Genomic DNA, 23,102 nt, shown 5'->3' on the forward strand with positions numbered 1-23,102 from the left:
CAACTCCTCCCAACAGGAAAGGTACTTCCATGAAACTCAAGTCCCTGACAGCCTCACTTCTGGCGACGGCCGCCAGCTTCGGCATGACGCTTACGGCACAAGCGCAAGAGACAGGCAGCGTCTCCCTCGTGCTCGGCGTCTCCGGCTCGCCCTTCTATCAGGCGCTGCAATGCGGTGCGATGGCCCGCGCCGAAGAGCTTGGCCTCGAACTGACCGTCTCTGCAGGCAGCCAGTTCGCTGCAGACAGCCAGATTCCCGTGGTCAATGCCGTTACCGCAGCGGGCCCCGACGTTGCGGCCATTGTGCCCACCGACATGCAGGCGCTGATCCAGCCAATGCGTGAACTGGCCGAACGCGGCTCCAAAGTCATCACCATCGACCAGACTATCGCCGACAACAGCTTCATCGAGACCGAAGTATTGACCGACAACGAAGCTGGCGGCAGGCTGGCGGCGGACGTCATGGCAGAAATCCTTGGCGGCGAAGGCAAGGTGCTCGTCATCACCCAACCGCCGGGTTCGCTAGCACAGGACGCCCGCACCACAGGCTTCGAAGAGCAGATCGCGACCTATGAAGGCGTCGATTACATTGGTGCGCAGTACCAGTCCGACGATCCACAAAAAGCTGCCGAGATCGTGACCTCCACACTCTCCGCACACCCAGATCTCGCAGGCATTTTCTCGACCAACGACCAAGGCGCAATCGGTGCTATTACTGGCCTGCGCCAGGCGGGCGCAGTCGGTCGCGTAAAGATGGTGGCCTATGATGCGGCCACGGCTGAAGTCGCTGCGCTCAAGAACGGCGCGATCCAGGCGCTGATTGCCCAGAACCCCGCACAGGAAGGTGCTGTCGCCATGGACGCCGCCTTAACGTTGATCAATGGTGGGACGTTGGAAAAGACCACGATGACTGAGCTCGTTGTCATTCGCGAAGACCAACATGACCTCGCCGATCAGTACGAATATATAGCTAACTGTATGTGATCCTTTGATGAAAATCACCTCTTCCCGCCGCGCGACCAAGCCGGCGGGGGGGGCTGAAAACCTTACAGCGCGTGGCCACACACAAGTGCTACTCCGCAAGGCTTGCCCAGGAACTAGTGAACGCCGTACAGACGACGTCATTGGTGGACTGGTGACGCAAACAGAATGTCAGGACAAAAATGCGGGTCACGATCCGCAGAATTTTGAGGAAACACGGGTTCCCGCCGGATTTGCAGGCGGAATCTGTGAAGAAGGTTCTCCAGCAGGCAGAAGTTTTGGCCAAGGAATTTGCGTGGCTCGTGACGTGGTCTTATGACTGATTCCAGCCCGAAGCGGACATGACCTCTGCAGCCGTAGTGCCAGAGGCTTTCCGAAGTAAGGGCGGAGAGCCAACCTTCTCTGCACCTGCAAATAACTCACCGCCATCCTGCAAAAACAGACATTGAACCTGAATGCGCTTTTATGCGTGATCTCCCCCTAACATCAGAGAAGTCGATCTTTTAGCTACTGTTACTCGATCCTTAATCTCTTAATGAAACCACGGTCTTTAACCTGATCGTAGATTTCCATAGGAAGATGTGCTTTGGGTTGCCAGACGCGGGCAAATTCTATGCAGCAGGCAGCTGGTGCCGCTGGAAAAACACTGATCTCCACGGCCTCACCGTGACATTGTCTGATCCGGTTGAATGTAGATCTGACGACCGTCCGAAAATCGCTCAGGTCTTCACGCGTTGAGAGAACGTCATAACCCGGCCGGTCGCAAGTGATCTCCCAGATCGAAAGGTCGTTTTCACCAATAGCAGATTGCACGCGCTCGTCGCTGATCCTGTCTGTAACACTGAGTTTGATTGCCACTCTGTTCGATTTGGCCGCCCCTTCGGTGCAGTAAGGTTGAAACGTCGGCGCACCATCTTTCCAGCACCATGAGGGCGTGGGCTCCCGGTGGCGCGTGAAAACATCAATATCGTGAAGGTCAGGCAGTAACTGTCCCAGCTTCATCAAAAGCGGCATCGGTCCAAAGCCAAATACAGATAAGTGGCGGACTTTTCCCGTATTGAAGTAGCCCTCGAACTTCCTGTTGAAGAAAGTCTGAAGATCGCCCGGCTCAGCGGCCCAGTAGACATCGTCAGTCTCGTTATGCCCTGACACTCCGATTTTGAGGTCGATCGCATGAATGCTCGCAGGCGTTTTCCCGATGGCCTGCATGGCAAGAACGCAGTCGTCCAACGGAATGGCCGTTTCGTTTGCCTCGATCCGGTTGGTAAACCGCAGAATGTGGGATTGGCTATCCGGCTTGAGGCCGACAGCTCTGGAAACCCAGGCTTCATGTCTGCGTTTCATGTCATGAAGCCGGGCCTCAGGGTAATCGTCAGGATGTTCGCGGTCGATTTCCCTATGGCAGCCGTCGCACAACAGCATCACATTGTCCGGATCCTTGGCGAGTTCCTTTGATCTTTCAGGATCTCCCCGAGGGCCATCCGCGCTGGAGCCAATAATATGTGCAACATAGCCTTTGTTTGCTCTTCGGCTGCCGATCACCAGATGCCTGGTTAGGTCTTCATTACAGCCATCAAGCTGGCAGCGCCCGGCGGATCGGGCCCAGACAAGATTCAATGCCTTGCCCGTCACATTGCCATGTCGACCTTTCTTGTTGGTATCTTGCTTCGCGGTCATGTTCTGGCGGCCTTTCAATTCGGGATCGCTCCGGTTCTATTCAACATCGTAGGAGATCTTGCCCATGCCCCTTCGCAATGTGAGCCGGGGTGGGCCAACTACGTGTGATCACCAGGGACATACGGTCAGTTGTCATAAATCTGCATTATGGCTGATGGGACATACCCATCCACAAAAAGGTGCGCACTGCTTTCGAAACGCCCGAACCACTTCAGGCGCGCGATCAGAAGCACCGCAAAGTCGACGCCCCCGGATCCGTCAACCAAATCCTGCATAGCGTGCATATCCTGCAAACTCGGATGCACACTGAAACGTGGATGGGTGTGCCATTCGCCCAGATAGTTGAACCGGTGATAATCCGCCCCGGTCGTTTTGAAGAATTCCGCGAGTGCCTGATCGTGTTGTTCGGCGTCGCGGGTAAAATTTGAGGGCGATCCACTTGTGGCATCAATTGTGAAGTCAACGACACGGAATTGCTGATCACCCGTCTGTTCGCCCATGATCATGCCACCGATTTCGCGACTCCCGGCGCGCAGCATATGTCGCCGCATCCTGCGGATTACATCAGCCTGCAGACACAGTTGCATCCGCAGTCTCCTTGTCAGGCAGATGGTCCTTCAGAAGCTGCAAGAGCGCGTCCGGTTCCAACAGGTCCGCTGTTTCCCCCCATGTGCCGATTGGCTGTAAATCGATGGGGCGCGTGTCAAAGGGCTCGTTAAAGAGCCATTCCGAAGAAAACCCTATGACATAGGCAGACATGGGAAAGATGCTTGCATCCGGTCGCGTCAGGATGTCGGTCGCGTAGCGCGCGGCATGGGCTGCCATGATCGCAACCTCGGCATCTTCGGCAATAAGAGGCGTACCGTCGCTGCCGCGATTGCCATAGGGATCAGTTCCGGCTGTACGAGCCCATTCCATGCCCTGATCGTTGCACCAAATCTCAATTTGTGAACGAGCCGCCAGCGGTACAGCATCTATGTCAGGACGTGACCTGGCAACTATGCCGCCAATTCCGCCAGCAAGCACTTCTGTCCAGATCATCGGCTTTCTTTGCCGTGTGGATACCGACGCGATCATATTGAATGCCGAGGGATCTGCTGTGGCGTCGACAAGAAGATCACATTTGCCGAGCGCCTCAAGCGCACCTGCCATGGAGTTGGCGCTTTCCTGGCCGCCCAGTGAGATGCGCAACGCTTTAACGTCAATCCGGGGATTGATCCGCAGCAATCGGTCACGCAGGGCATAAGCCTTGTGTGATCCTATGTCATTGAGATCCAGTTCATTGCGGACAATGTTGCCAGGAAAAAAGATGTCCTCATCAATGAGGAAGAATTCTCCAACACCGGAGCGACACAGGCTGGTTGCAATTTTCGACCCAACTGAACCACAACCGACGATACCAACCTTCTTACCAAAAAGGGATGCGTGGCTGCCCGGCAATCGTGGTTTAGGTTCTGGGATAGGCAGCGTCGTATAGTTGATGACTTTGCGCTTGCCTGCTTCACCATAAATCCAAAAGAGTTCCCAATCCGCCGCATCGCCGATCAGCAGATGCTCATGTCCGTCGCTCTCCAGCACTGTATTGCCCAGTTCCGCCAGTCTCACGCCCTCCAGAAGCGCTTTCAGGTCATCTGCACTGATGTCCCCTTGCTTACCCGCTCCGGGTACACGTACGACAAACCCGTTTTCTTCCAAACCTCCTTTGGGTATGAGCAAGTCGCTGACCCAGAACGGCGTGTCCTTCTGTCCGACAGAGACGATGGACGAAATCAGGCTTGAGGCCGCTTTGCGATCATTCAGAATCAGGGGCTGCGGTGTGTATTCCGACAGCGTGTTCAGAGCTTCCAAATCTCCCGGTGTCAGAAGTAGGCGACAATAGTGCGAACGCATGTCGCGCCCTAATGACGCGATATGCGCCGAGCGAGCATGAACGAGTGCGCCTTGTTCCGGACGCTCTTCGGAGAGAAGCCGTTGGCAACTGGCAATCATGTCAGCGCCCGTGATCGTGGGGAGCCAGTTGTCAGGGCGATGTTCAAGACACAGTTCGCCCTCAGCGCCATATTGATGTCCAGAGACCAATGACCTGTCTTGCGTGTAGATCATCGGGGGGGCGTCCGGAAACACACTCGGGTAAATCATTTCAAAGGCAAATTCATCATCGCCAGTGACAATCCGAAAAACAACACACATGGCGAGGTCAGAATTGGTTTGCCACCTGCCAACCTGGAGCCAGTCAACACCAGCTTCCAGATCAGCAATGGCGGCTTTCTCAGAAGAAAGACGGGTACTGCGCGTGAACCACCAGCTCATGCGAACCCGTCCGGCCTTTTCGGATTTCGCGGTGCATCCGAAAAGGACACATTCGGGGCTGACGTGGCGGAGGCGGCCGTGGCTGCTCCCAATAGCCCGGAACCACCGGACCGGGTTGGCTTAAGGACCGCCTCGCTCACCTGATCCGTCAGGTCGCGCCCCATACGGTCCGCCAGTACGCTCGACATACGCCGGTGCTCGACAAGCCGGCCAGCGCTGGCAAAGTCCTCGCGAGCCTGCTCAAGCCATGTGAAGAAGGCATCTGCCCGCTCTGGGTGTGTTTCCCACTTGTCAGCAAAGTTTTCGAGGGCATCGGTCGGATTTCTGATGATGTGTTTTTGACCATCATATTCGATCGCATCTCTCATTTTTCTCAAGATCGAGAGCAGAGCATGTCCAATTGTTTCTTCCCCCTGATAGGCGTGAGCCGCCAAGGTCGAGATGATGATTGAAATAGGCTTGTTTTTCGCATCATCGGCAAACATCGTATCGCGGTGACGCTTCAATATCATGATTGCAGACTGAAGCGGTGTGCGGACACGATAAGTCGGAATATCTTCCACGCTTGCTGTTACACCCTTCGCGCGCATCTCGTTGAGAACTTGCGCCCGCCGCCGTTCGAACACCTCCCCCATCCGAGACTTGAACCATTCGGCGTAACCGCGCGGATTGGATCGCGGCCAGTCATTTGTAATCTCAAAATATTGCGGAAGCACTTCGTTATCTGTAATTGCAATCGCCGTATCTGCAAAATCTGCGTCCAGATTCCTGGCTTCAAGCAGGCGGCGCTGATCATTCCCGTTGGGGATAGCAGGCACGATATCCATATGAAATTGTGCGCCGTCAGCGTAGTCGAGGCGCCAGCAGCGCCGCCCTTCGTGTACCTTCTTCGTAATTCCCTTGCTCTTGCGATAAAGTTTGATTTCGTCCCCAAGCAGCTCCTTCAGCTGCGCCTGAGACACGTTAGATTTGCCCAGGTCTTTCAGGGAACACGCGCAGTCGACGTCATACTCTTCATCGTTGGAAAGCGGTTTGATGACTGTACCCAAACGGAAAGACCCCTGTACGAATACGTCTGGGTCCAGGTGGCTCACAATAGAGCCGTCGCGATGAAGCCAATCGCCCAGTGACTTGTAGCTTTTTTCCGCCTGCTCGTAACGGGAGGGGGGAATCTCAAGCGCTTTAGCCAGTGTTTCGAGATAGGTTTCAGCCTGTTTTGTTATTGTTAAGGTCATGCCCACTATTTCCGTTTCGTTCTCTATCGAAGTTGGGTTCCCGGCCGAAAAATTTCAACGCAAAATGGAAGATTTACCAATATTTTTGTGGTTTGCCAAGAATTCTAAGCTGCCCATACTCGAAACAGTAAAGACCATTCACGACGCTTCCAACTTCGCCAAAACCGACGTTAGTGCAGTCACTGCGACTTAAGGCTCTGTCCCGCAATCCCGCGGCTCGGTCGATTTTGAACCTTGCAGCTGCAGCGAAAGTCCGAATTTACGGGCCGCACCGCAGCATACAAGTGGTGAGTGAATGGCCGCCTTGGGCCGAAAGGGTCATTTTTCGGTTGTTAGGTCGACATTTACATCCTCGCGCCAGTAGATCCGGCTTAGATCATGGGGCATCGCCAACAGGGTCACATTGGCATTTCTAAGTTTCATCGAAAATGCGCCTTGTGGGCGCTGCGTGATCTCGGCGAGCTCACCCAAGGAAATGAAGCTCTTCTGAAACTGCGTCAGACTATCAGCGGTAACAACTGTCGCCCCTCGGCGGTAGAGTTCTGAGGTATCCACCCCGCACAGCATCCCATGCTGGATCAAATACCCTACTGTTTTGACTGTCACTTTTAACTGCCGAGCGGCGTCACCGACGGAGAGGCCGCTCTGTCCCGACGCCCTGACGTTATCGGCACCATACGCGCTAGGTTTAGCTTTCTCATGCGAATTCTTCCCGGCCCGAAAAAATTTCTTCTCGCGCTCGTAGGCGTCAAGCATTTCCTGGGTTACAAAGTTCAACGGTACAATACCGCCACCAGCGTCACGCGTTGCGAGTCCTCGACAGAGCAGATCCTCCGCATTGCGCTTGGCGAACCCCTTCAGCGAGAGTGACGTCTGTGGGTTCGACGAAGCTATTCCCTCCGAAGGCACGCCAAGCACCAGGACTCCTTTCCTGACGGAAAAATTATCGAAAACGTGTCGCCGCACGACGTCACGCAGAGGCTCGAACTCATCGCCGAGACTCCGGCCCTTCAACCAAGCCATCCATGGGCCAAAGAGCCGACCGAAAAACCTGCCGTCCACTCCGTCCACGCGAGCCATCGCAGATAAGCAGTCGGAAAGAGCGTCGGGACCGTCTTTCAGTATATCATAGCCCAAGGCACCATAGTTCATCCAGTCTGGCTCACTGTGCCCCGCTAACGCGGCATCTGGTCCCTTTGCGATACGCAGCCCCAACACTTCACATGCCCGTGACGCCACGTTGAGTTCGAGGCGGTCGATCCATCGGTCTCCCCGCCCGCTCATGATACGGTTCGTGAGGTACGCCTCGAAAGGGCTAGGCGGCGCTTGGACCTCCGGCTGATCCATGATCCAACCGTAGTGTTTTTGCAGCTGCGCTGCGAAGTCTCTGGCGTCCTTATTGAACCTCTCAGATGGAAGGCATTCGAGCATGCTGCCGTGTTCCGAGCAGCTCCTGATTGATGAAAATTTCCACTGAAGGCGGCGCGGCACACGCCACGGCTCCGCGGCTGACGGCATCTCGGACCGTATACACTCCGGGCAGACGCGGATGCGCGTGCGCTGAAAGCTCTGGAGAGAAGCAAATTCTTCTCTCAAACGGAAGTGGCCCTTACCGAGGTGGCGGATAGATACCCGCACAAGTGCGCCCACGTCACACCCTGCAAGCTGCGCCAATTGCTCTATGGCCACCTTCTCACCACGAAAGAGCGGGTCGATCGGAAAGGCAATGTCGCCGCAGAACCTCTGCATCGAAATGGCGCCATTCCTGGCTGCAAGTCGTGACAGTAAGGAAGTAGCAGGCTCGCACGCGGCATGTGCCACCGTCAGCGGCAACTGCGGGAAATTCGTTCCGGGAGTGGCAGGTAGGCTTTTGACCAAGCGATGCTTCCGAGATCAGACAAAGGCAAGATTTGCTTGATCTTACGATCACCCGCTCAACTGAGCAACGCTGCGATGATTTCAGGAAATTCCGCCAACTGGGTCAGTTATCTGTCACAAAAGTCGGTTTTGCTTGGCATCTGACAAAGAAGAAAAATGGTGCACCTAAAGGGAGAAACATCGAACGCACTTTTTGCGGAGCTAACTCGGTGGGAGATGCGATTGAACTGTTTGATATGTGGAGACGTTTAACTGAAACTGCGTATCCGTTGCAGTCACCTCTAGTGATCTCTTTCTTGAAAAGGAAAGCAAACAATTGTGGTAATATTAGAGTTTACCCAGTTTAGGAAATGCATCAATAGACGAGGAGGGCTGGCGTTTTCACGCCAACCCTCATCCCGCTAGACATTGTTGAAGGGGAGGTCCTCCGTAAGCGCGATGCCCGGCGTCGTCATCCAGTTATACAAATCACTAACACTTAGATTGCCATCCTTAATGCGAAGGTAGGCTTCAGCCAAGTCAATCAATTCAACAATACTGAGTTGATTGCATCCAGAAATCGCAGTTGGGACACTCGGTTCTACTCCCGGGCTACAAATTGTAGAGACAGGCAAGCCCCCAAGCCCAGCAATTGCAGCGGCACTGATGACTTCAATCGCATCATTTAAAGGAACGAGAGCACTTTCCTTCTCTTTGGATTTTACCTCTGCCACTACATCTGAGGTCATACCATTCGCGGAGAATTCAATCTTTAAATCCGGCCAAGCCGACCTAGTTCCATCGTCGAGTACAGTGCATTCTATCCCTATATCTGCAAGGATCGCGATGATTGCCGCTTCAAGGTCCTTTCCGCGTGCGTCATACAGATTTGAAACAAGCCCTTCTCTTCCATGACGTACTGCCTTTTTCTCATGTCGATTCCGGAAGTGCCTTCTTTGATCGATTTTCCAATTCTTCGCGGCATCTCTAACAAGGTTAGGATAATTAGCGCCACCAACTTTGGGAAGCGCAGCAGCACGTAGCTCGTCGTACTTTTGGCTCCCATCCATTAGAAGGTGTGGTTTAGAAAGACCTTGCTCGTGGAGTTTAATTATTTGTTTACGTGTGAGCCTTTTCGATGGTCCTTTTAGCTCCAACTCTTTCAGCCAATAGCATTCAGATGGCAAACCATAGGCGATGCGGACAGCGTACCTGCGCAAGACCCGTGAAAATTTCCGAATTTGTGCAAGGTTGGGATTGGTGGATGCCAGAAGTGGGTGCCGAGCTGCGTCAGCAAGCCTCGAGGCTGACGAGGTCGCGATAACTTGAGCGACAGCGGACAGAAGCCAACTCACGTCCCTTGCAGTATTCTCTATCAGGCCGAGGCGAACGCCAGGCAAAATTTGTTCCAACGTTTCTCGGTCCGCACCAGATGCCCACGCAGCCAACGCTCTCGCGCCATTGGCAGCACTCGGGTTTGCAACCCATGGACGTTCAAAAAGAATATCCTCTAAGCTTTCCGCTTGCGGATTGCTCACCGGCCCATCGCTCCCGAATCTCCAACTGATATGCCTCGTACGAGGGCCGCCAGTTAGATTATATTCAGGGGACAGTAAGCTTCCGTGGGTAAAGATAAATAATAGATCGTCATCGCACCCCTCCCTCTCGGGCGTGGGGAGCAGTTCGGAAATACGCTCGCCGAATTGGCTAAGGTAATTTAAGAAGTGCGCAGCAGTTTCTGGCTTTAAGCCGCTCTTGGCTACAGCTTGGCCGTACTCCGTAACTACAAGCCTTTGATTGGCCTCGATTAGACAATGTGTTTCAATCAGTCGATCAATTTGTTGATCGAGGTGAGGCCTCCAATGCTCCACACTACCATTCCCACGCTCAGCTTCACGGCTTGCACTCAGTGTCGATGCCATCAGAGCGAAAGCCTCTTGTCGTGTAGAGCATAGACCTCCAGCGAAAAGCTGTATTACCAACGATCCGAAGTCATCAGGCGTAATTCCATTGCCCAGCGTTTCCTTTTTAGAGAAATCTATCAAACATTTGAGGCTTTCGAGTTCCACTGCGCCTCCCGCAGTTGCCAACACAATTCCTTCGCTAGCCTCTTGTCCCATTCGTCCGACGCGCCCAGCCATGTTTTGAAACTCATCTCGTCGAATTGGAACGTGTTGTCTTTTGTCAAAGTCCCATCTCTTCCATTTTGAAAAGACAGCACTTCCAAGAGGAAAGTTCACGCCCGCAGCTAGTGTGGATGTTGCAAATACAACGTCAATCGTCTTGTCTTGCATGATCTGTTCAATATAAGCGCGCTCAGCTTCGCTGAGTTCTGCATTATGAAACGCACATCGTTTATTAATCAACGACAGCAAAGTCTCATCCAGATCAAGTCCGGGGGGCGGGACCACTAATTGCTCAGAAGTTTTGGAGGCTGCCCATTTTTCTGCGAGATTGTAAGTGTCGTCTACCTTCATACAGAAGACAATGACGGGTTTCTTGTCTGCTGCGACGAGTTCATCAATCATCGAGTTCAGCCGCATCTCCTTTGCTTTGGGCTCTTGGCGGAGAGGCGCTATGCCCTCAGGACTAGTCGTCGCGATAAGACATCCGTTGTTCCATCGGCCCTCAATCGTCAGAGTTTTCTCCCGCGTTTCAGTCTTAACAAGAGTTAGATTGAGCCAGTGAGCGAATTGATGAGCTCCAGCGTCGTCCATAACAGCAGACAATCCGACGAACTGATACCAGCCGGTCCGCTTTAGCACGGAAAGCAATAATTCTACGTGTTTTCCGCGATTTCCGTCTCCGATAAGCTGAACTTCGTCACATACAAAGACCACATCAGACAAGTCCTGAGGCGGACCACCAGCCGAGATAAGGGCAAGGTATTTTTCATAAGTCGCGACCAGAATCGTTGCCGCAAGCGGCGCACTGTTCGCCCGACCACTTCCATCAATAACGCCATCCCCGGTAGCGCACACCAAAGTCGATGTATCCCCACCAAGCCATGGCCCCAGAAACAATGACTGAATTTCCTCGAACTTTTGGGAAGCCAGCGCGCGGTGGGATACAAGGTAGACAAACCGCTTGCCACGCTCGAGGCCGGATGCTGCCGCCCACCAACCTATAAGCGTTTTGCCGGTGGAGGTCGGAGCTGACACTAGCAGACTTTTCCCTTCCATAAGTCCTGCATCAAGCGCGGCGTACTGAGCATCAGTAATATTAATGGTGCCTTCATGGCGTGGCATCAATTTGGGAGTATCTAAAATATGCTGACTGACAGAACAGCCTGTAGGCAAAGTCGCCTTCATTTTGGCACCTCAAAAAATCTTCGTTTAACAAGGACAATACTATACATTGCTAGCGTGAATTCTAGGAGGAGATTCAATGGGCGACGGTTCACATTGAACGGTCAACCTCTGCAACTGGACGTCGACAAAGGATGGGCGTGTCATGATGCAAAAATAAACCTATCGACACACTTGCAACCAGATTTTCAAAGCTACTGAACACCTGACATAACAAATCCTCCCTTTTGAAATCATTTTAGGTGGCTTTGAGCCAGCTAAGCAAAGTTCTCTAATATTTGTTGCCGATTCGCGTAGAGCTTCATGTCACACAGGATGACATGTGCTTTTTCCAGAATTCGTCTATGTGCTTTTTCCCAAACAGCGCGGGCACTGGTTTAACGGGCATTGATCCGACACGATCAAGATGTGCAAATTTCCGTTTTTTGAGATGTGCTATTTTCAACGAACAATGTAATTTATTCTTTCCTTTTCAACTGCTTAGATTTCCACATATCCTGATGTTGCCCTCGAGTTTTAACGAGAGTTCTTACATCAACAAATAAGGAGAGTTCGAACATGAACCACGAATTGAACGAAAGCGAAGTCATCGATTTCGTCGAATCTAGAAACCGTCATCATCTGAACCGGAAACAGTTGAAAATCGACATTGAACGCTATCAAAGTTACCTTGACGGCAGCGACCTTTCCAACGAGCAGAAGGTAGAATTTTTGAATGCGCTTTGGACGGTGATCGTAGCCTTTGTAGATCTTGGCTATGGAGTTCATCCCGTACAGGCGGGCGGCGCAGATATAATTGATTTTCCTACGCCTCGGTCTCGTTGCAGCAACGTCTCCCAAAAAATCGGAGAGACGGCACATGTTTGATAAGCAAGAGAAGCAGAAGCGGACCAAGTGCGTCATCTACTGTCGCGTCTCATCTATCAAACAAACGATGGATGGCGCAGGACTGTCGAGTCAAGAACGGAGCTGCAGAGACTATGCTGAGCAATGCGGAATGCGGGTCGAAGACGTTTTCACCGACGTGATCTCTGGCGCGAGTTCGGACCGTCCCGGAATGAACTTGCTCTTGGATTTCCTGAACCGTGTTGATGCTCGTGACTATGTGGTCATCGTAGATGACGTTTCTCGATTTGCGCGTGATGTAGGTGCGCATACAGAGTTGCGGAACAAGATCATGACTGCCGGTGCTGCTATCGACAGCCCCAAGACAAAGTTCGGAGTGGATGCGGAAAGCCGTTTCTTAGAGATGCTCTGGGCATTGTTAGCTTCTCGAGACCGCGAGAAGAATGCCGAGCTATCCAAGACCCGAACGATTGCGCGACTAAAAAATGGATATTGGACGTTCTCTGCTCCAGTTGGGTATCAATATGCCAAGGCTCCAGAAGGAGGAAAGATACTTCTACCGAAGGAGCCAGAGGCCTCCATCATTCGGGAAGCGTTGGAGGGATTCGCATCCGGACGGTTTCAAAGCCAAGCGGAGGTGAAGCGCTTCTTGGACAACAATCCCGAGTTTCCTCGCCCTCGTGGCGCAAAGGAAGTCAAGTTCGACCGAGTGACGGGCTTGCTGACCCGTTTAGTGTACGCGGGGTATTTGGAGAAGCCTGAATGGGGTGTTCCGCTGACGAAGGCTCAACATGAGCCATTGATCTCCTATGAGACCTATTTGATCAATCAGGATCGCTTGAATGGAAAGAAGGTCGCGCCGGCCCGCAAGAATATCGACCGAGACTTCGTCTTACGCGGCTTTTTGACGTGCAGTGAATGCGGGTATAGCCTGACTTCCTGTTGGTCAAAAAGCGGAACAGGAAAGCGATACCCTTACTATCTCTGTCACCATCAAGGCTGTAGCCAACGTGGCAAGTCGATCGCGCGGGACAAGCTGGAGACCGAGTTCGACCACGTCTTGAAGGGGCTCACACCATCAGCCAAGACGTTCGAACTTGCCAGTCTGATGTTCCGAGAAGCGTGGGACCGCTATCGTTCCAACTCAAAAGAAGAAGCTTCACGGCACAGAACCCGACTACGGCAGATTGATACCGAAATCAATTCGCTTATCGACCGAGCTGCTCGAACTCAACACGACGAGACCGCTCGTGCCTACGAAACTAGAATTGCAGAATTGCGCTCAGAAACCGCTGTACTGCAAGAAAAGCTAGCCAATCGAGACCTTCCAGAAGGAAACTTCGATAAAATGTTCGAACTTTCCATGGCGTTTTTATCAAACCCTTGGAAAATTTGGGAAAAGGGTTCCTACGAACTCAAGAGAACGGTGTTACGACTAGCCTTTGCCGCGCCTCTGAGTGTATCACGCGAAATGGGACTTCGAACTGCAGAAACTACCTTACCCTTCAAGGCGTTACGGTTCTTATCTACATCTGAAAGTAAAATGGTGCACCCGAGAGGATTCGAACCTCTGACCCCCTGATTCGTAGTCAGGTACTCTATCCAGCTGAGCTACGGGTGCACTGTGTGGGCGGAAATACATATAAGCTCGGAGGGGCGCAAGAGGCATTTGACATAAAAAGTAAAAAAATGTCACGCGGCTGCCTGATGCCTCAAATTGCGGCCTGCGGGTCGCTCTCCTTTTCCGAAGCTTCGCCCGCGCCCTGATGGGAGAACCCTTTCGGCAGGTGGATGGCAAAGGCGGTGCCCTGTTCGTCGGAACGCTCCAGCACAAGCCGCCCGCCATGTCCCTTCGCCAGCTCGGCAGAAATCGCAAGGCCAAGGCCGAATCCGCCCTTGCGCGTGCCGCCCTGAAACGGCTGGAACAGGTATTCGCGGGCTTTGGGTGGCAGGCCCGGTCCCGTGTCGGTCACAGAAATCACCCACTCGTCCTCATCTTCGCGTCCGGCGACAGAAATCTCGCCGGGCTTGCCCGTGGCCATGATCGCCTGACGGGCATTGCGCACCAGATTGGAGAGCACACGGTGCATTTGTTCGTGATCGGCACGCACCACCATGGTGGCGGGGATGTCTTCGGAAAAAGACAGATCGAAATCGCCGATGGAGAGACGCTCGCCCTCAATCACCTCAGCCACCAGTTCGGCAAGCCGCACGCCGGTGAGTGTCGGCGCGGGTTCCTCGGCCTTGCCAAAGGCCAAAGTCGTCTCGCAGAGGTTCACGGCCCGCTGGATCGAGTTCACCAGTTTCGGCGCGGAACGCGTCACGGCGGGGTCGTCGGACATTTCCAGACGGTCGGTAAAGAGTTGCGCCGTGGTCAGGATGTTGCGCAGATCATGCGAGACCTTGGCCACCGCACCGCCCAGTTGCGCCAGACGCTCCTTTTGCCGCAAGGAGGCTGTGAGTTCGGTCTCCATGACCTTCAGCGCGATCTCGGCCTCGCGCAGTTCCGGCACTTTTGCGGAAGGTTCAATAATACGGCGCGCGTCTTCGGGCGCTTGGGTATAAGAGGTCATCGCGCCGACCACCCGCTTGATCGGGCGCACCAGAAGGGCACGCACCGCGAGGAACAGCAGAAACGCGGTGATAAAAGAGATCACCGCCGACAACAGCAGGATGCGGAAACCGTAATCGAGCATCGCCACGCGCAAAGGCGCCGTTGGCAGCGTGACCTCGATCAAAAGCCCCGCCTGTTTGACCGGATCACCGATTACACGGATCACCCGCTCTTCAGGATCAAACAGCGTCACCATCGCGTCCCGAATCAATTCGAACCCCGTGGCCTCGCGCAAATCATAGGTGGCGTGAATCTGGTCGGGGATCGGGGAGGACAAGACAAGCTGGCGAATCTCGTTGCGCCGCAAGACAACGTTATAGACGCCCGCGTTTTCGAGAAGTTCGTCTTCAAGGTCCATGTCGAGACTGTCATTGGCTAGAAGCGCAAGCGAGGCGATCTGCGCACGCTCCAGCCGCGACAGCAGAAAATCCTCACGAAACCGCGCGACAGAGGGCATGAAAATCATGATCTCTGCGGCCATCACGAAGATGACCGTCAGGATCAGGAAACGCCCAGACAGGGTATTGATGAAACGCGATAACGACATGGTTCCTCTTCGCCGCTGGGGAAGACCTTTGACCTAGGGCACAAGTCTCTGAATTGTTTTGACGATCGCTTTGACCTTGCGGCTTTCGAACAGTCTGGGGGTAAAATAGGCACTCACGGCGCGTTTGTTAAGCTCGGCCAATGTCGGATATGGCGCGACCATGCCCGCAATTTTGCTCATCTTGAGGTTCAAAGACAGAACCAGAGACCAGAAAGCAATCATTTCCCCTGCATCCGGCCCGACAATCGTGACCCCGACGGGGCGGGATTTGACGACCATCAGTTTGATAAAACCGCTGCCCTCCCCTGCCCGTCCGGTCGCAATCGCCCTGTCATTGCCGGAAATCTCGGCACGCACGACTTCGAGCTTGTCCTGATAGGTTTCGCGCGCGTCCGCCTCGGTCAGACCGACCTGCGCGAGTTCGGGGCTGGTGTAGGTGGCGTGAGGAATGTGGTGACGCGCGGCCTTGGCTGGCAAGCCGAACAGAAGCGGACGAATGACCACACCCGCCTGATAGCCCGCCACATGGGTGAATTGCAGCCCGCCTGCGATCACATCTCCGATGGCATAGATCCGACGATTCGACGTGCGCAGATTATCTCCCACCTTGATGCCAGTCTTGGTGCGGTCCACCTCCGCATGTTCAAGGCCGAGGTTTTCGGAATTGGCACGCCGCCCAGTGGCCACCAATAGATGCGACCCTGTGACCGTCTGCCCGTCGGACAGTGTCACGCAGGTCTGCCCGTCGACAACAGAGACACGTTCCGCGCCCTTGCCTTCGATCAGTGTCACACCTTCGGCTTGCAATGCGGCTTTGACCACAGCTGCGGCCTCCGAGTCTTCGCGCCCGAGTGCCGCGAAGGCCTCGATCACCGTCACCTGCGCGCCCAAGCGCCGATGCGCCTGCGCCATTTCCATGCCGATGGCTCCGCCGCCCAAAATGACGAGATGCTCTGGACAGCTGTTCAGCCCCCAGATGGTTTCATTCGTCAGATAGGGCACGGAGGCGAGGCCTTCGATCTCCGGCACGCGCGGGCTGGACCCTGTGGCGATAACGAAGCGGCGTGCCTTGATGGTCACACCACCGACGTCCAAGGTCGTGGGCGATGTAAACCGCCCCTCGGCGCGAATGACTTTACAGCCCAGCCCCTCAAACCGTTCCTGACTGTCATGCGGCGCAATGGTTGCGATGGTCTGCTGCATATGGGCCATGGCATCGGGATAACTCATGCCTTTGGCCGCCGCGTGCAAAAGCGCCTTGGAGGGCACACAACCGGAGTTGAGGCAGTCGCCACCCATCTCACCCTTTTCTACGAGCACGACCCGCGCGCCCATTTGAACCGCGCCCGCCGCGACGGACAAGCCGCCAGAACCGGCCCCGATCACGCAAACGTCTGTTTTAATATTGGTCATACGACCTCCTTACGCCAAGTCTTCCACAGAACTGGCAAGAGTGCGAGCAAGCAAAGCCCTAAAAGCGGCAAAAGGATCTGTGGCGCGAAGATAATGCCGAGATCGGGAACTTCCCCCGCCTCGAACACAGCGCCAAGCCCTGCCCCGACAGATGTATAGACCAGGGTTCCGGGAATGATGCCCAAGGCCGTCGAAATCACAAAGCGCGAGAAACGCACATCAAAGAGTGCAGGCAACAGATTCGCCACGAAGAACGGCACCACGGGCAAAAGCCGGATCAGAAAAAGCATGGACCATTGATTTTCATCAATGCCGCGCTTGATCTTGTGGATACGCCCCTCGGTGGCGTCAATCTTGCTCGAAAGCCAGTCGCCCAATCCCCAGCGCGCCGCGAGAAACAGCAAGGACGCGCCCAGAACCGCACCCGAGATGTTAAAAAGCACCCCCGGAAAAGTGCCAAACAGAAAGCCGCCCGTCAGTGTGGCCACGGTCGCACCGGGCAAAGACAGGCCGACAATCGCCGCGTAACAGATGACAAAGACCAGCACGGCAAGGCCGGTATGTGCCTCTGTATAAGAGAGAAGTATAGCGCGATTGGCCGCGAGCGCCTCAAAACTGAGATGCTCCCGAAGCAACACGGCAAGCCCCGCAGCCACAAGGGCCAAAAGCACCAATGGCCATATATGACGTTTTTCTACAGTTTCCGACACGCGTCTATCCTTTGATCTGGGTGTTTGCGGCAACATGGTGCGTTGCATTTGCCGAAACCAGCATTTTCGGTCATATTCACGGCTCAGTGATGGTCTGTTATAAGAAACCGACCTCAACGGGAGATTTGTTACAGATTTCCGACGCATGAGAATTGACAACTGTCCGAGAGCCTCCTATTGGCAGGGCTTCGAACGATTACTCGCCTTCGAATCCCTTTGTCATGCCGCAGGGTTTGCATTTGGGGGATTTGGGCCCCAACGCAACCGATGGAGATAGCGCGATGAAACGCACCTATCAACCGAGCAACCTCGTCCGCAAGCGCCGCCATGGCTTCCGTGCCCGTATGGCCACCAAAGCGGGCCGCAAGGTTCTGAATGCACGCCGTGCTCGCGGCCGTAAGTCCCTTTCCGCGTAATTCACGCTTAGGGACGCCTGTATAGGCTTCAAGACGATGACACCGCCGGACGCACCCACAGCAAAGGCCAAGGCCGGAGCCCACGGGTCGCAGTCGGCGGTTTTGTCATGCGCAAATGATGCGCCTTCGATGGAAACCCTCGCCAAGCGCGCGGATTTCCTCAAGGCTGCCCGTGCGCGCCGTCAAGGCACGTCGAGCTTTCTTTTACAGGGCCGCAAACGCGGGGACGGTGAGCCAGCCAAAGGCATTCGCGTCGGCTACACCTGCTCCAAAAAAGTCGGCAATGCCGTCGCCCGCAACCATGCCAAACGGCGGTTGCGCGAAGCGGCGCGCCTGCTGATTCCCGAACTGGGACAAGACGGCTGGGACTATGTTCTGGTCGGCAAGAAGGGCGACACCCGCACGCGCCCCTTCGACCTGCTCCTCAAAGACCTCCGATATGCGCTGAAAAAGGTTCACGGAGATGCAAAGGCAGGGCGATCATGACCCCGCTGGCCTTTGTCGTATCCCTGCCCGTCCGCGCCTATCGCCGGATTTTCTCTCCCTTCGTCGGGCATAATTGCCGGTATCAACCGACCTGTTCGGCCTATGCGCTCGAAGCTCTGGAAAAACATGGCGCGATCAAGGGCACATGGTTGACGCTGCGCCGGATCGGACGCTGTCACCCCTTGGGCGGCATGGGATATGATCCTGTTCCGGAACCGAAATCCACGCCCCTTCCCCCGAAAAAGCCGAGCGAGGAAAACTCCGATGCTTGATGATCTCGACGACATCCACCCGCTGTTTCACGGCGCACCCTCCACGACGGAGTTCAAGAAGCTGCGCAAACGGATCATCCGCAACGTGCGTGAGGCCATCGAGCAATACGGCATGGTCGAACGCGGCGCGAAATGGCTGGTGTGCCTGTCCGGCGGCAAGGACAGCTATACGATGCTTGCCGCGCTCTACGAACTCAAGTGGCGCGGTCTGTTGCCGGTGGAGCTTGTCGCCTGCAATCTCGATCAGGGCCAGCCGGGCTTTCCGGCGACCGTCCTGCCCGAGTTTCTGGAGCGTATGCAGGTTCCCCATCGCATCGAATACCAAGATACCTATTCCATCGTCATGGACAAGGTGCCGCAGGGACGGACCTTCTGTGCGCTCTGTTCCCGCCTTCGCCGCGGCAATCTCTACCGAATCGCCCGCGAAGAAGGCTGCACAGCGGTCGTGCTCGGGCATCACCGTGATGATATTCTGGAAACCTTTTTCATGAATCTCTTCCACGGCGGACGGCTTGCGACCATGCCGCCGAAACTGGTGAACGAAGAAGGAGACCTCTTTGTCTATCGTCCTATGGCCCATGTCGCCGAAGAGGATTGCGAGAGATTCGCGCGCGCGATGAACTACCCGATCATCCCGTGTGATCTCTGTGGCTCTCAGGACGGATTGCAGCGCCAGCAGGTCAAGCAAATCCTTGACGGATGGGAGAAAAACAGCCCCGGCCGTCGGCAGGTGATGTTCAAAGCCCTGACCAACATCAGGCCCTCGCATATGATGGATCCGAAACTGTTCGACTTTCTGGGTCTCACCCGCTCCAATCCGGCGGACAACAGTGAAAATACGGACAATTCTAACGAAATTCCAAAGCTGCGTTAACCGCCAGACTACTTTCTTGCTGCACTCTACCCGACACCACGGCCATCCGGCCAAAAGCTATCGGGACAGAGATCATGCAAAAACTCATCGCAGACAAGCTTCATCGCCTGCGCGACATCCTCACGGGTCCACATACGATCGCGTTTCTGCCCGCCCTTTGTCTGGGGGCCTATTGGTTCGGCGGAGAACACATGCTGATCCTCTGCGCTCTTGTGCTTCCGGCACTGGCCGCTGTGTTGAATTTGACCATATCAACCACGCCCAAGGCAGAATGCGCCAAGATGCTTGCCAAAGACGGGCTGACCGGCCTGCCGCTGCCGGAAAGGCTTGTCTCGGCCATCGATCACGTTCTGGACACTCAAGAGGCCGCCGGAAAGGCAACGGCCTGTCTGGCCCTTGAAGTTGATGATTTTCACAGCCTTCAGGCGACCTTCGGCAATGCCGCCGGTGATCACCTTCTGACCAGTGTTGCCCAAAGGTTGCAAGACGCCTTGCGCGAAGGCGATACAATCGTGCGTCTGCGCGGGCCACGCTTCGCCATTGCTCTTGCCCCGATGCGCACCGCCGATCTGGAGACCCTGATCCAACTGTCGTCACGTATTCAACAGGCCCTGTCAGAGCCTTACCCTCTCAATGCGACCAAGGTTTACATCACCTGCTCCATCGGGTTTTGCACACCGAACCGCGCCCCGTCTCTTTCGGGGCAAGCCTTTCTAGATGCCGCCGAAACTGCGCTCGGTGACGCGCAACACAATGGCCCCGGTTCCATTCGCGCCTATTCCCCCGCGCGTCGCAAGAAACCGGCGGAAAAGACTCCCTCGTCCACAGACGTCGGCCAAGCCCTCGAAAACGGAGGAATTGTTCCGTGGTTTCAACCACAGGTCTCGACAGACACGGGTGAAGTGTCCGGCATGGAAGCATTGGCCCGCTGGACGCACCCCAAACACGGCGTTCTCTCACCCGCCAAATTCATGCCCGACATTACGGACCTCGGCCTGACAGAGCGCCTGAACGAAGTCATGCTCTACCATGCGCTCATGGCGCTTAAAATCTGGGATCGCGCAGACTTTCATGTTCCTTCGGTTGCTGTCAATTTTTCATCGACCGATTTGGCTAATCCGAAACTTGCCGACAAAATCCGTTGGGAACTGGATCGTTTCGAGTTGGAGCCCTGCCGACTGAACGTAGAGATTCTGGAATGCGTCATTTCGATTTCGGACTGTGATACGATCAGCCGGAACATCTGCGCCCTGAAAGAAATGGGGTGAGGCATTGATCTGGACGACTACGGGACAGGCCATGCCTCCATCACCAACATCCGGCGATTTGCAGTGGACCGGATCAAAATTGACCGCTCCTATGTATCCCGCTGCGATCTGGACCAAAGCCAGCAAAGCATGTTGGCCGCCATCCTCAGTATGGCCGAGCGTCTGGACCTGCAAACCTTGGCCGAAGGCGTGGAAACAGTCGGCGAACACGCCATGCTGGCGCAGCTTGGCTGTGATCATGTGCAGGGCTATTCCGTTTCCGCACCGATGCCTCTGGAGGAAACACAGGACTGGATGGAGCGACATAAACGCAAATTGGCCCAAACACCGCGGATCGGACGCCGCGCCGGTTGATCACTTTGCTGCATTTTCCAAAAGAAATCCCCGAAACCGCTTGACCTCAGGCCTTCTGGAAGGTTGAACCCTTCGAGACTGAATTCCAACAATCGGGCGGCCGAGATGGACGATCAAAACAAGAACTTGATTCTTGCCGTTGTACTGAGCGGCATCGTATTACTGGGGTGGACAATATTCTTCCCGGCCCCGGAACCTGTTACGGATCCGAATGCTTCTGTCGCTACAGAAACGGCTGCTACACAGAATACGGACACAACAACAGCCATTGCACCTCCGGCGGCAACCGGACAGAGCGAAGCAACGGGTTCTGAGCTGCAAACAGCTACTCAGGCCGCAGATGCCCCGCGCCTGTCCATTGAGACACCTCGCGTAGAAGGGTCTATTTCCCTCATCGGCGGGAGAATCGACGATCTGGCGCTGAAAGACTACAAGGTTGAAATCGACGGGGACGAAATCGTCACCCTGCTTGAACCCGTCGGCGCGGAAGCGCCCTATTACGCGACCTATGGCTGGGCTCCGGGCGGTTCGCTGACCATCGACGATGTCCCCGGTGCCAATACGCTCTGGTCCGTTGAAGACGGGGCCACATTGACCCCCGACACGCCGGTCACCCTGACTTGGGACAATGGCAACGGCCTTGTCTTCCACCGCAAAATCGCGATCGACGAAAACTATCTGTTTACGGTGACGCAATCGGTGGAAAACAACACGGACACGTCTGCACGCCTGTTCTCCTACGGCGTGGTCGCACGTCACGGCACGCCCGAAGTCTCCAAATATTTCGTGCTGCACGAAGGGCTTGTGCGCCTGTCGGACAAAGAACTCGACGAAGAAAAATACAAGAACATCGCGGATTTCGACTTCGACCCGCGCGAAGGTGGCCGGACCTCCACCATTTCTGTGGAAAGCAACGGCTGGACCGGCTTTACCGACAAGAACTGGATGACCACCCTGATCCCGACACCGGGTCAGAGCTTCACCTCCGTCGCGAAATTCGTGGAAACCGCGAATATTTACCAAGTCGAAACGCGTATGCCTACGGTTGATGTTGCCCCCGGCACATCCGCCGAAAGCACCTCCTACCTCTTCGCCGGTGCGAAAGAATGGGAAACCATCAAGCACTACGAAGACGACAAGAGCTTCTACCGTTTTGTCGATTCGATTGACTGGGGCTGGTTCTGGTACTTCACCAAACCAATCTTCCGCATCCTGCACGCTCTGAACGGCCTGATCGGCAACATGGGCTGGTCCATCGTGCTCCTAACGCTGATCATCAAAGGCGTTATGTTCCCGCTGGCCTATAAATCCTATGTCTCGATGGCACGGATGAAAGAGCTTCAGCCGGAAATGGAAAAGCTCAAAGAAGCCGCTGGCGACGACAAGGAAAAACTCCAGCGTGGCATGATGGAGCTTTACAAGAAGAACAAGGTGAACCCCGCCTCCGGCTGTTTGCCGCTCCTGCTGCAAATTCCGGTGTTCTTCTCGCTCTACAAGGTGATTTTCGTCACCATCGAACTGCGCCACGCACCTTGGATCGGCTGGATTCGCGATCTCTCCGCACCTGATCCGAGCTCCATCCTGAACCTCTTCGGCCTCTTGCCCTATGCGCCGCCGGAACCGGGTTCCATGCTCGCCTTCCTGAGCCTTGGCATCCTGCCGATCCTGCTCGGTATCTCCATGTGGTTGCAACAAAAACTCAACCCGGCCCCCACGGATGCGTCGCAAGCCATGATCATGGCATGGATGCCTTGGGTGTTCATGTTCATGCTGGGCAACTTTGCTTCGGGTCTGGTGCTTTACTGGATTTGCAACAACACAATCACGTTCACACAACAGTACCTGATCATGCGCAGCCACGGACACAAACCCGATGTCTTTGGCAACATCCTGCGCTCGCTCAGGCTCAAGAAAAAGGACGCCTGAACAAGGCGT

The 23,102-nt window shown here is 54.9% G+C and carries 18 protein-coding genes, 1 tRNA gene and 2 pseudogenes; 11 read left to right on the forward strand and 10 right to left on the reverse strand.

Translation table 11 applies throughout. The features are described from left to right. Positions 1-29: 29 nt before the first annotated feature. Entirely contained in the window at positions 30-983 is a 954-nt protein-coding gene (locus tag KO492_RS00875) for an ABC transporter substrate-binding protein (RefSeq protein WP_216043247.1), read from the forward strand. A 170-nt stretch (positions 984-1,153) separates the two neighbouring features. Continuing rightward, a pseudogene (locus KO492_RS00880) lies at positions 1,154-1,303 on the forward strand (type I restriction enzyme endonuclease domain-containing protein); the annotation flags it as partial. Between the two features lie 190 nt (positions 1,304-1,493). On the opposite strand, the gene KO492_RS00885 reads toward KO492_RS00880, so the two are convergent. From KO492_RS00885 to KO492_RS00905, 5 genes are all read right to left on the reverse strand, one after another. Further along, complete coding sequence (locus KO492_RS00885) at positions 1,494-2,657, reverse strand: SAVED domain-containing protein (RefSeq protein WP_216043249.1); 1,164 nt, start codon at positions 2,655-2,657, stop codon at positions 1,494-1,496. Positions 2,658-2,782: 125 nt separating this feature from the next. After that, the gene (locus KO492_RS00890) at positions 2,783-3,244 is read right to left on the reverse strand and encodes a Mov34/MPN/PAD-1 family protein (protein WP_216043250.1); all 462 of its coding nucleotides are present in this window, start codon (positions 3,242-3,244) and stop codon (positions 2,783-2,785) included. Beyond that, complete coding sequence (locus KO492_RS00895) at positions 3,222-4,967, reverse strand: ThiF family adenylyltransferase (protein ID WP_216043251.1); 1,746 nt, start codon at positions 4,965-4,967, stop codon at positions 3,222-3,224. Before KO492_RS00895 ends, KO492_RS00890 begins: the two co-directional genes overlap by 23 nt. Next, positions 4,964-6,202 carry a nucleotidyltransferase domain-containing protein gene (locus KO492_RS00900; protein ID WP_216043252.1) on the reverse strand — a complete coding sequence of 413 codons (1,239 nt, stop codon included), beginning with the start codon at positions 6,200-6,202 and terminating at the stop codon, positions 4,964-4,966. Before KO492_RS00900 ends, KO492_RS00895 begins: the two co-directional genes overlap by 4 nt. 318 nt (positions 6,203-6,520) lie before the next feature. Next, positions 6,521-8,080: a TniQ family protein gene (locus KO492_RS00905; protein ID WP_252735164.1), complete on the reverse strand. Its 1,560-nt coding sequence runs from the start codon at positions 8,078-8,080 to the stop codon at positions 6,521-6,523. A gap of 32 nt (positions 8,081-8,112) precedes the next feature. Here KO492_RS00905 and KO492_RS00910 point away from each other — a divergent pair, with 32 nt between their 5' ends. Beyond that, positions 8,113-8,427: a hypothetical protein gene (locus tag KO492_RS00910; protein WP_216043253.1), complete on the forward strand. Its 315-nt coding sequence runs from the start codon at positions 8,113-8,115 to the stop codon at positions 8,425-8,427. A gap of 54 nt (positions 8,428-8,481) precedes the next feature. Here the strand turns inward: KO492_RS00910 and KO492_RS00915 are convergent, their stop codons facing one another. Next, a complete protein-coding gene (locus tag KO492_RS00915; protein WP_216043254.1) occupies positions 8,482-11,370 on the reverse strand; it encodes a DEAD/DEAH box helicase in 2,889 nt (962 codons plus the stop codon). A 555-nt stretch (positions 11,371-11,925) separates the two neighbouring features. Here KO492_RS00915 and KO492_RS00920 point away from each other — a divergent pair. Continuing rightward, positions 11,926-12,234, forward strand: a complete 309-nt coding sequence (locus KO492_RS00920; protein ID WP_216043255.1) for a hypothetical protein — start codon at positions 11,926-11,928, stop codon at positions 12,232-12,234. Then, on the forward strand, positions 12,227-13,795 hold the full coding sequence (locus KO492_RS00925; RefSeq protein ID WP_216043256.1) for a recombinase family protein: 1,569 nt from the start codon (positions 12,227-12,229) through the stop codon (positions 13,793-13,795). Before KO492_RS00920 ends, KO492_RS00925 begins: the two co-directional genes overlap by 8 nt. Here the strand turns inward: KO492_RS00925 and KO492_RS00930 are convergent. From KO492_RS00930 to KO492_RS00945, 4 genes are all read right to left on the reverse strand, one after another. Beyond that, positions 13,758-13,834: transfer RNA gene (locus KO492_RS00930), tRNA-Arg, on the reverse strand. The genes KO492_RS00925 and KO492_RS00930 overlap by 38 nt on opposite strands. 91 nt (positions 13,835-13,925) lie before the next feature. Then, a complete protein-coding gene (locus tag KO492_RS00935; RefSeq protein WP_216043257.1) occupies positions 13,926-15,374 on the reverse strand; it encodes a sensor histidine kinase in 1,449 nt (482 codons plus the stop codon). 33 nt (positions 15,375-15,407) lie between these two features. Next, positions 15,408-16,787, reverse strand: a complete 1,380-nt coding sequence (locus KO492_RS00940) for a dihydrolipoyl dehydrogenase family protein (protein WP_216043258.1) — start codon at positions 16,785-16,787, stop codon at positions 15,408-15,410. Continuing rightward, on the reverse strand, positions 16,784-17,497 hold the full coding sequence (locus KO492_RS00945; RefSeq protein WP_066599007.1) for a TVP38/TMEM64 family protein: 714 nt from the start codon (positions 17,495-17,497) through the stop codon (positions 16,784-16,786). The genes KO492_RS00940 and KO492_RS00945 overlap by 4 nt, the downstream gene beginning before the upstream one ends. 281 nt (positions 17,498-17,778) lie before the next feature. Between KO492_RS00945 and rpmH the strand changes: the two genes are divergently transcribed. The 6 genes and pseudogenes from rpmH (at position 17,779) to yidC (ending at position 23,093) form a co-directional block, all read left to right on the forward strand. Beyond that, positions 17,779-17,913 (forward strand): 50S ribosomal protein L34, encoded by a 135-nt coding sequence (gene rpmH / locus KO492_RS00950; protein ID WP_043868490.1) that lies wholly within the window; start codon positions 17,779-17,781, stop codon positions 17,911-17,913. Positions 17,914-17,949: 36 nt separating this feature from the next. Next, positions 17,950-18,399: a ribonuclease P protein component gene (gene rnpA, locus KO492_RS00955; RefSeq protein ID WP_216043259.1), complete on the forward strand. Its 450-nt coding sequence runs from the start codon at positions 17,950-17,952 to the stop codon at positions 18,397-18,399. Next, complete coding sequence (gene yidD, locus KO492_RS00960) at positions 18,396-18,671, forward strand: membrane protein insertion efficiency factor YidD (RefSeq protein WP_216043260.1); 276 nt, start codon at positions 18,396-18,398, stop codon at positions 18,669-18,671. Before rnpA ends, yidD begins: the two co-directional genes overlap by 4 nt. Next, on the forward strand, positions 18,664-19,545 hold the full coding sequence (gene ttcA, locus KO492_RS00965; protein WP_216043261.1) for a tRNA 2-thiocytidine(32) synthetase TtcA: 882 nt from the start codon (positions 18,664-18,666) through the stop codon (positions 19,543-19,545). The genes yidD and ttcA overlap by 8 nt, the downstream gene beginning before the upstream one ends. A 281-nt stretch (positions 19,546-19,826) precedes the next feature. Then, a pseudogene (locus KO492_RS00970) lies at positions 19,827-21,167 on the forward strand (putative bifunctional diguanylate cyclase/phosphodiesterase). Positions 21,168-21,272: 105 nt separating this feature from the next. Further along, complete coding sequence (yidC, locus tag KO492_RS00975) at positions 21,273-23,093, forward strand: membrane protein insertase YidC (protein ID WP_216043262.1); 1,821 nt, start codon at positions 21,273-21,275, stop codon at positions 23,091-23,093. Positions 23,094-23,102: the final 9 nt, after the last annotated feature.

Source organism: Celeribacter halophilus (assembly GCF_018860305.1).
Classification (GTDB): Bacteria; Pseudomonadota; Alphaproteobacteria; order Rhodobacterales; family Rhodobacteraceae; genus Celeribacter; species Celeribacter halophilus_A.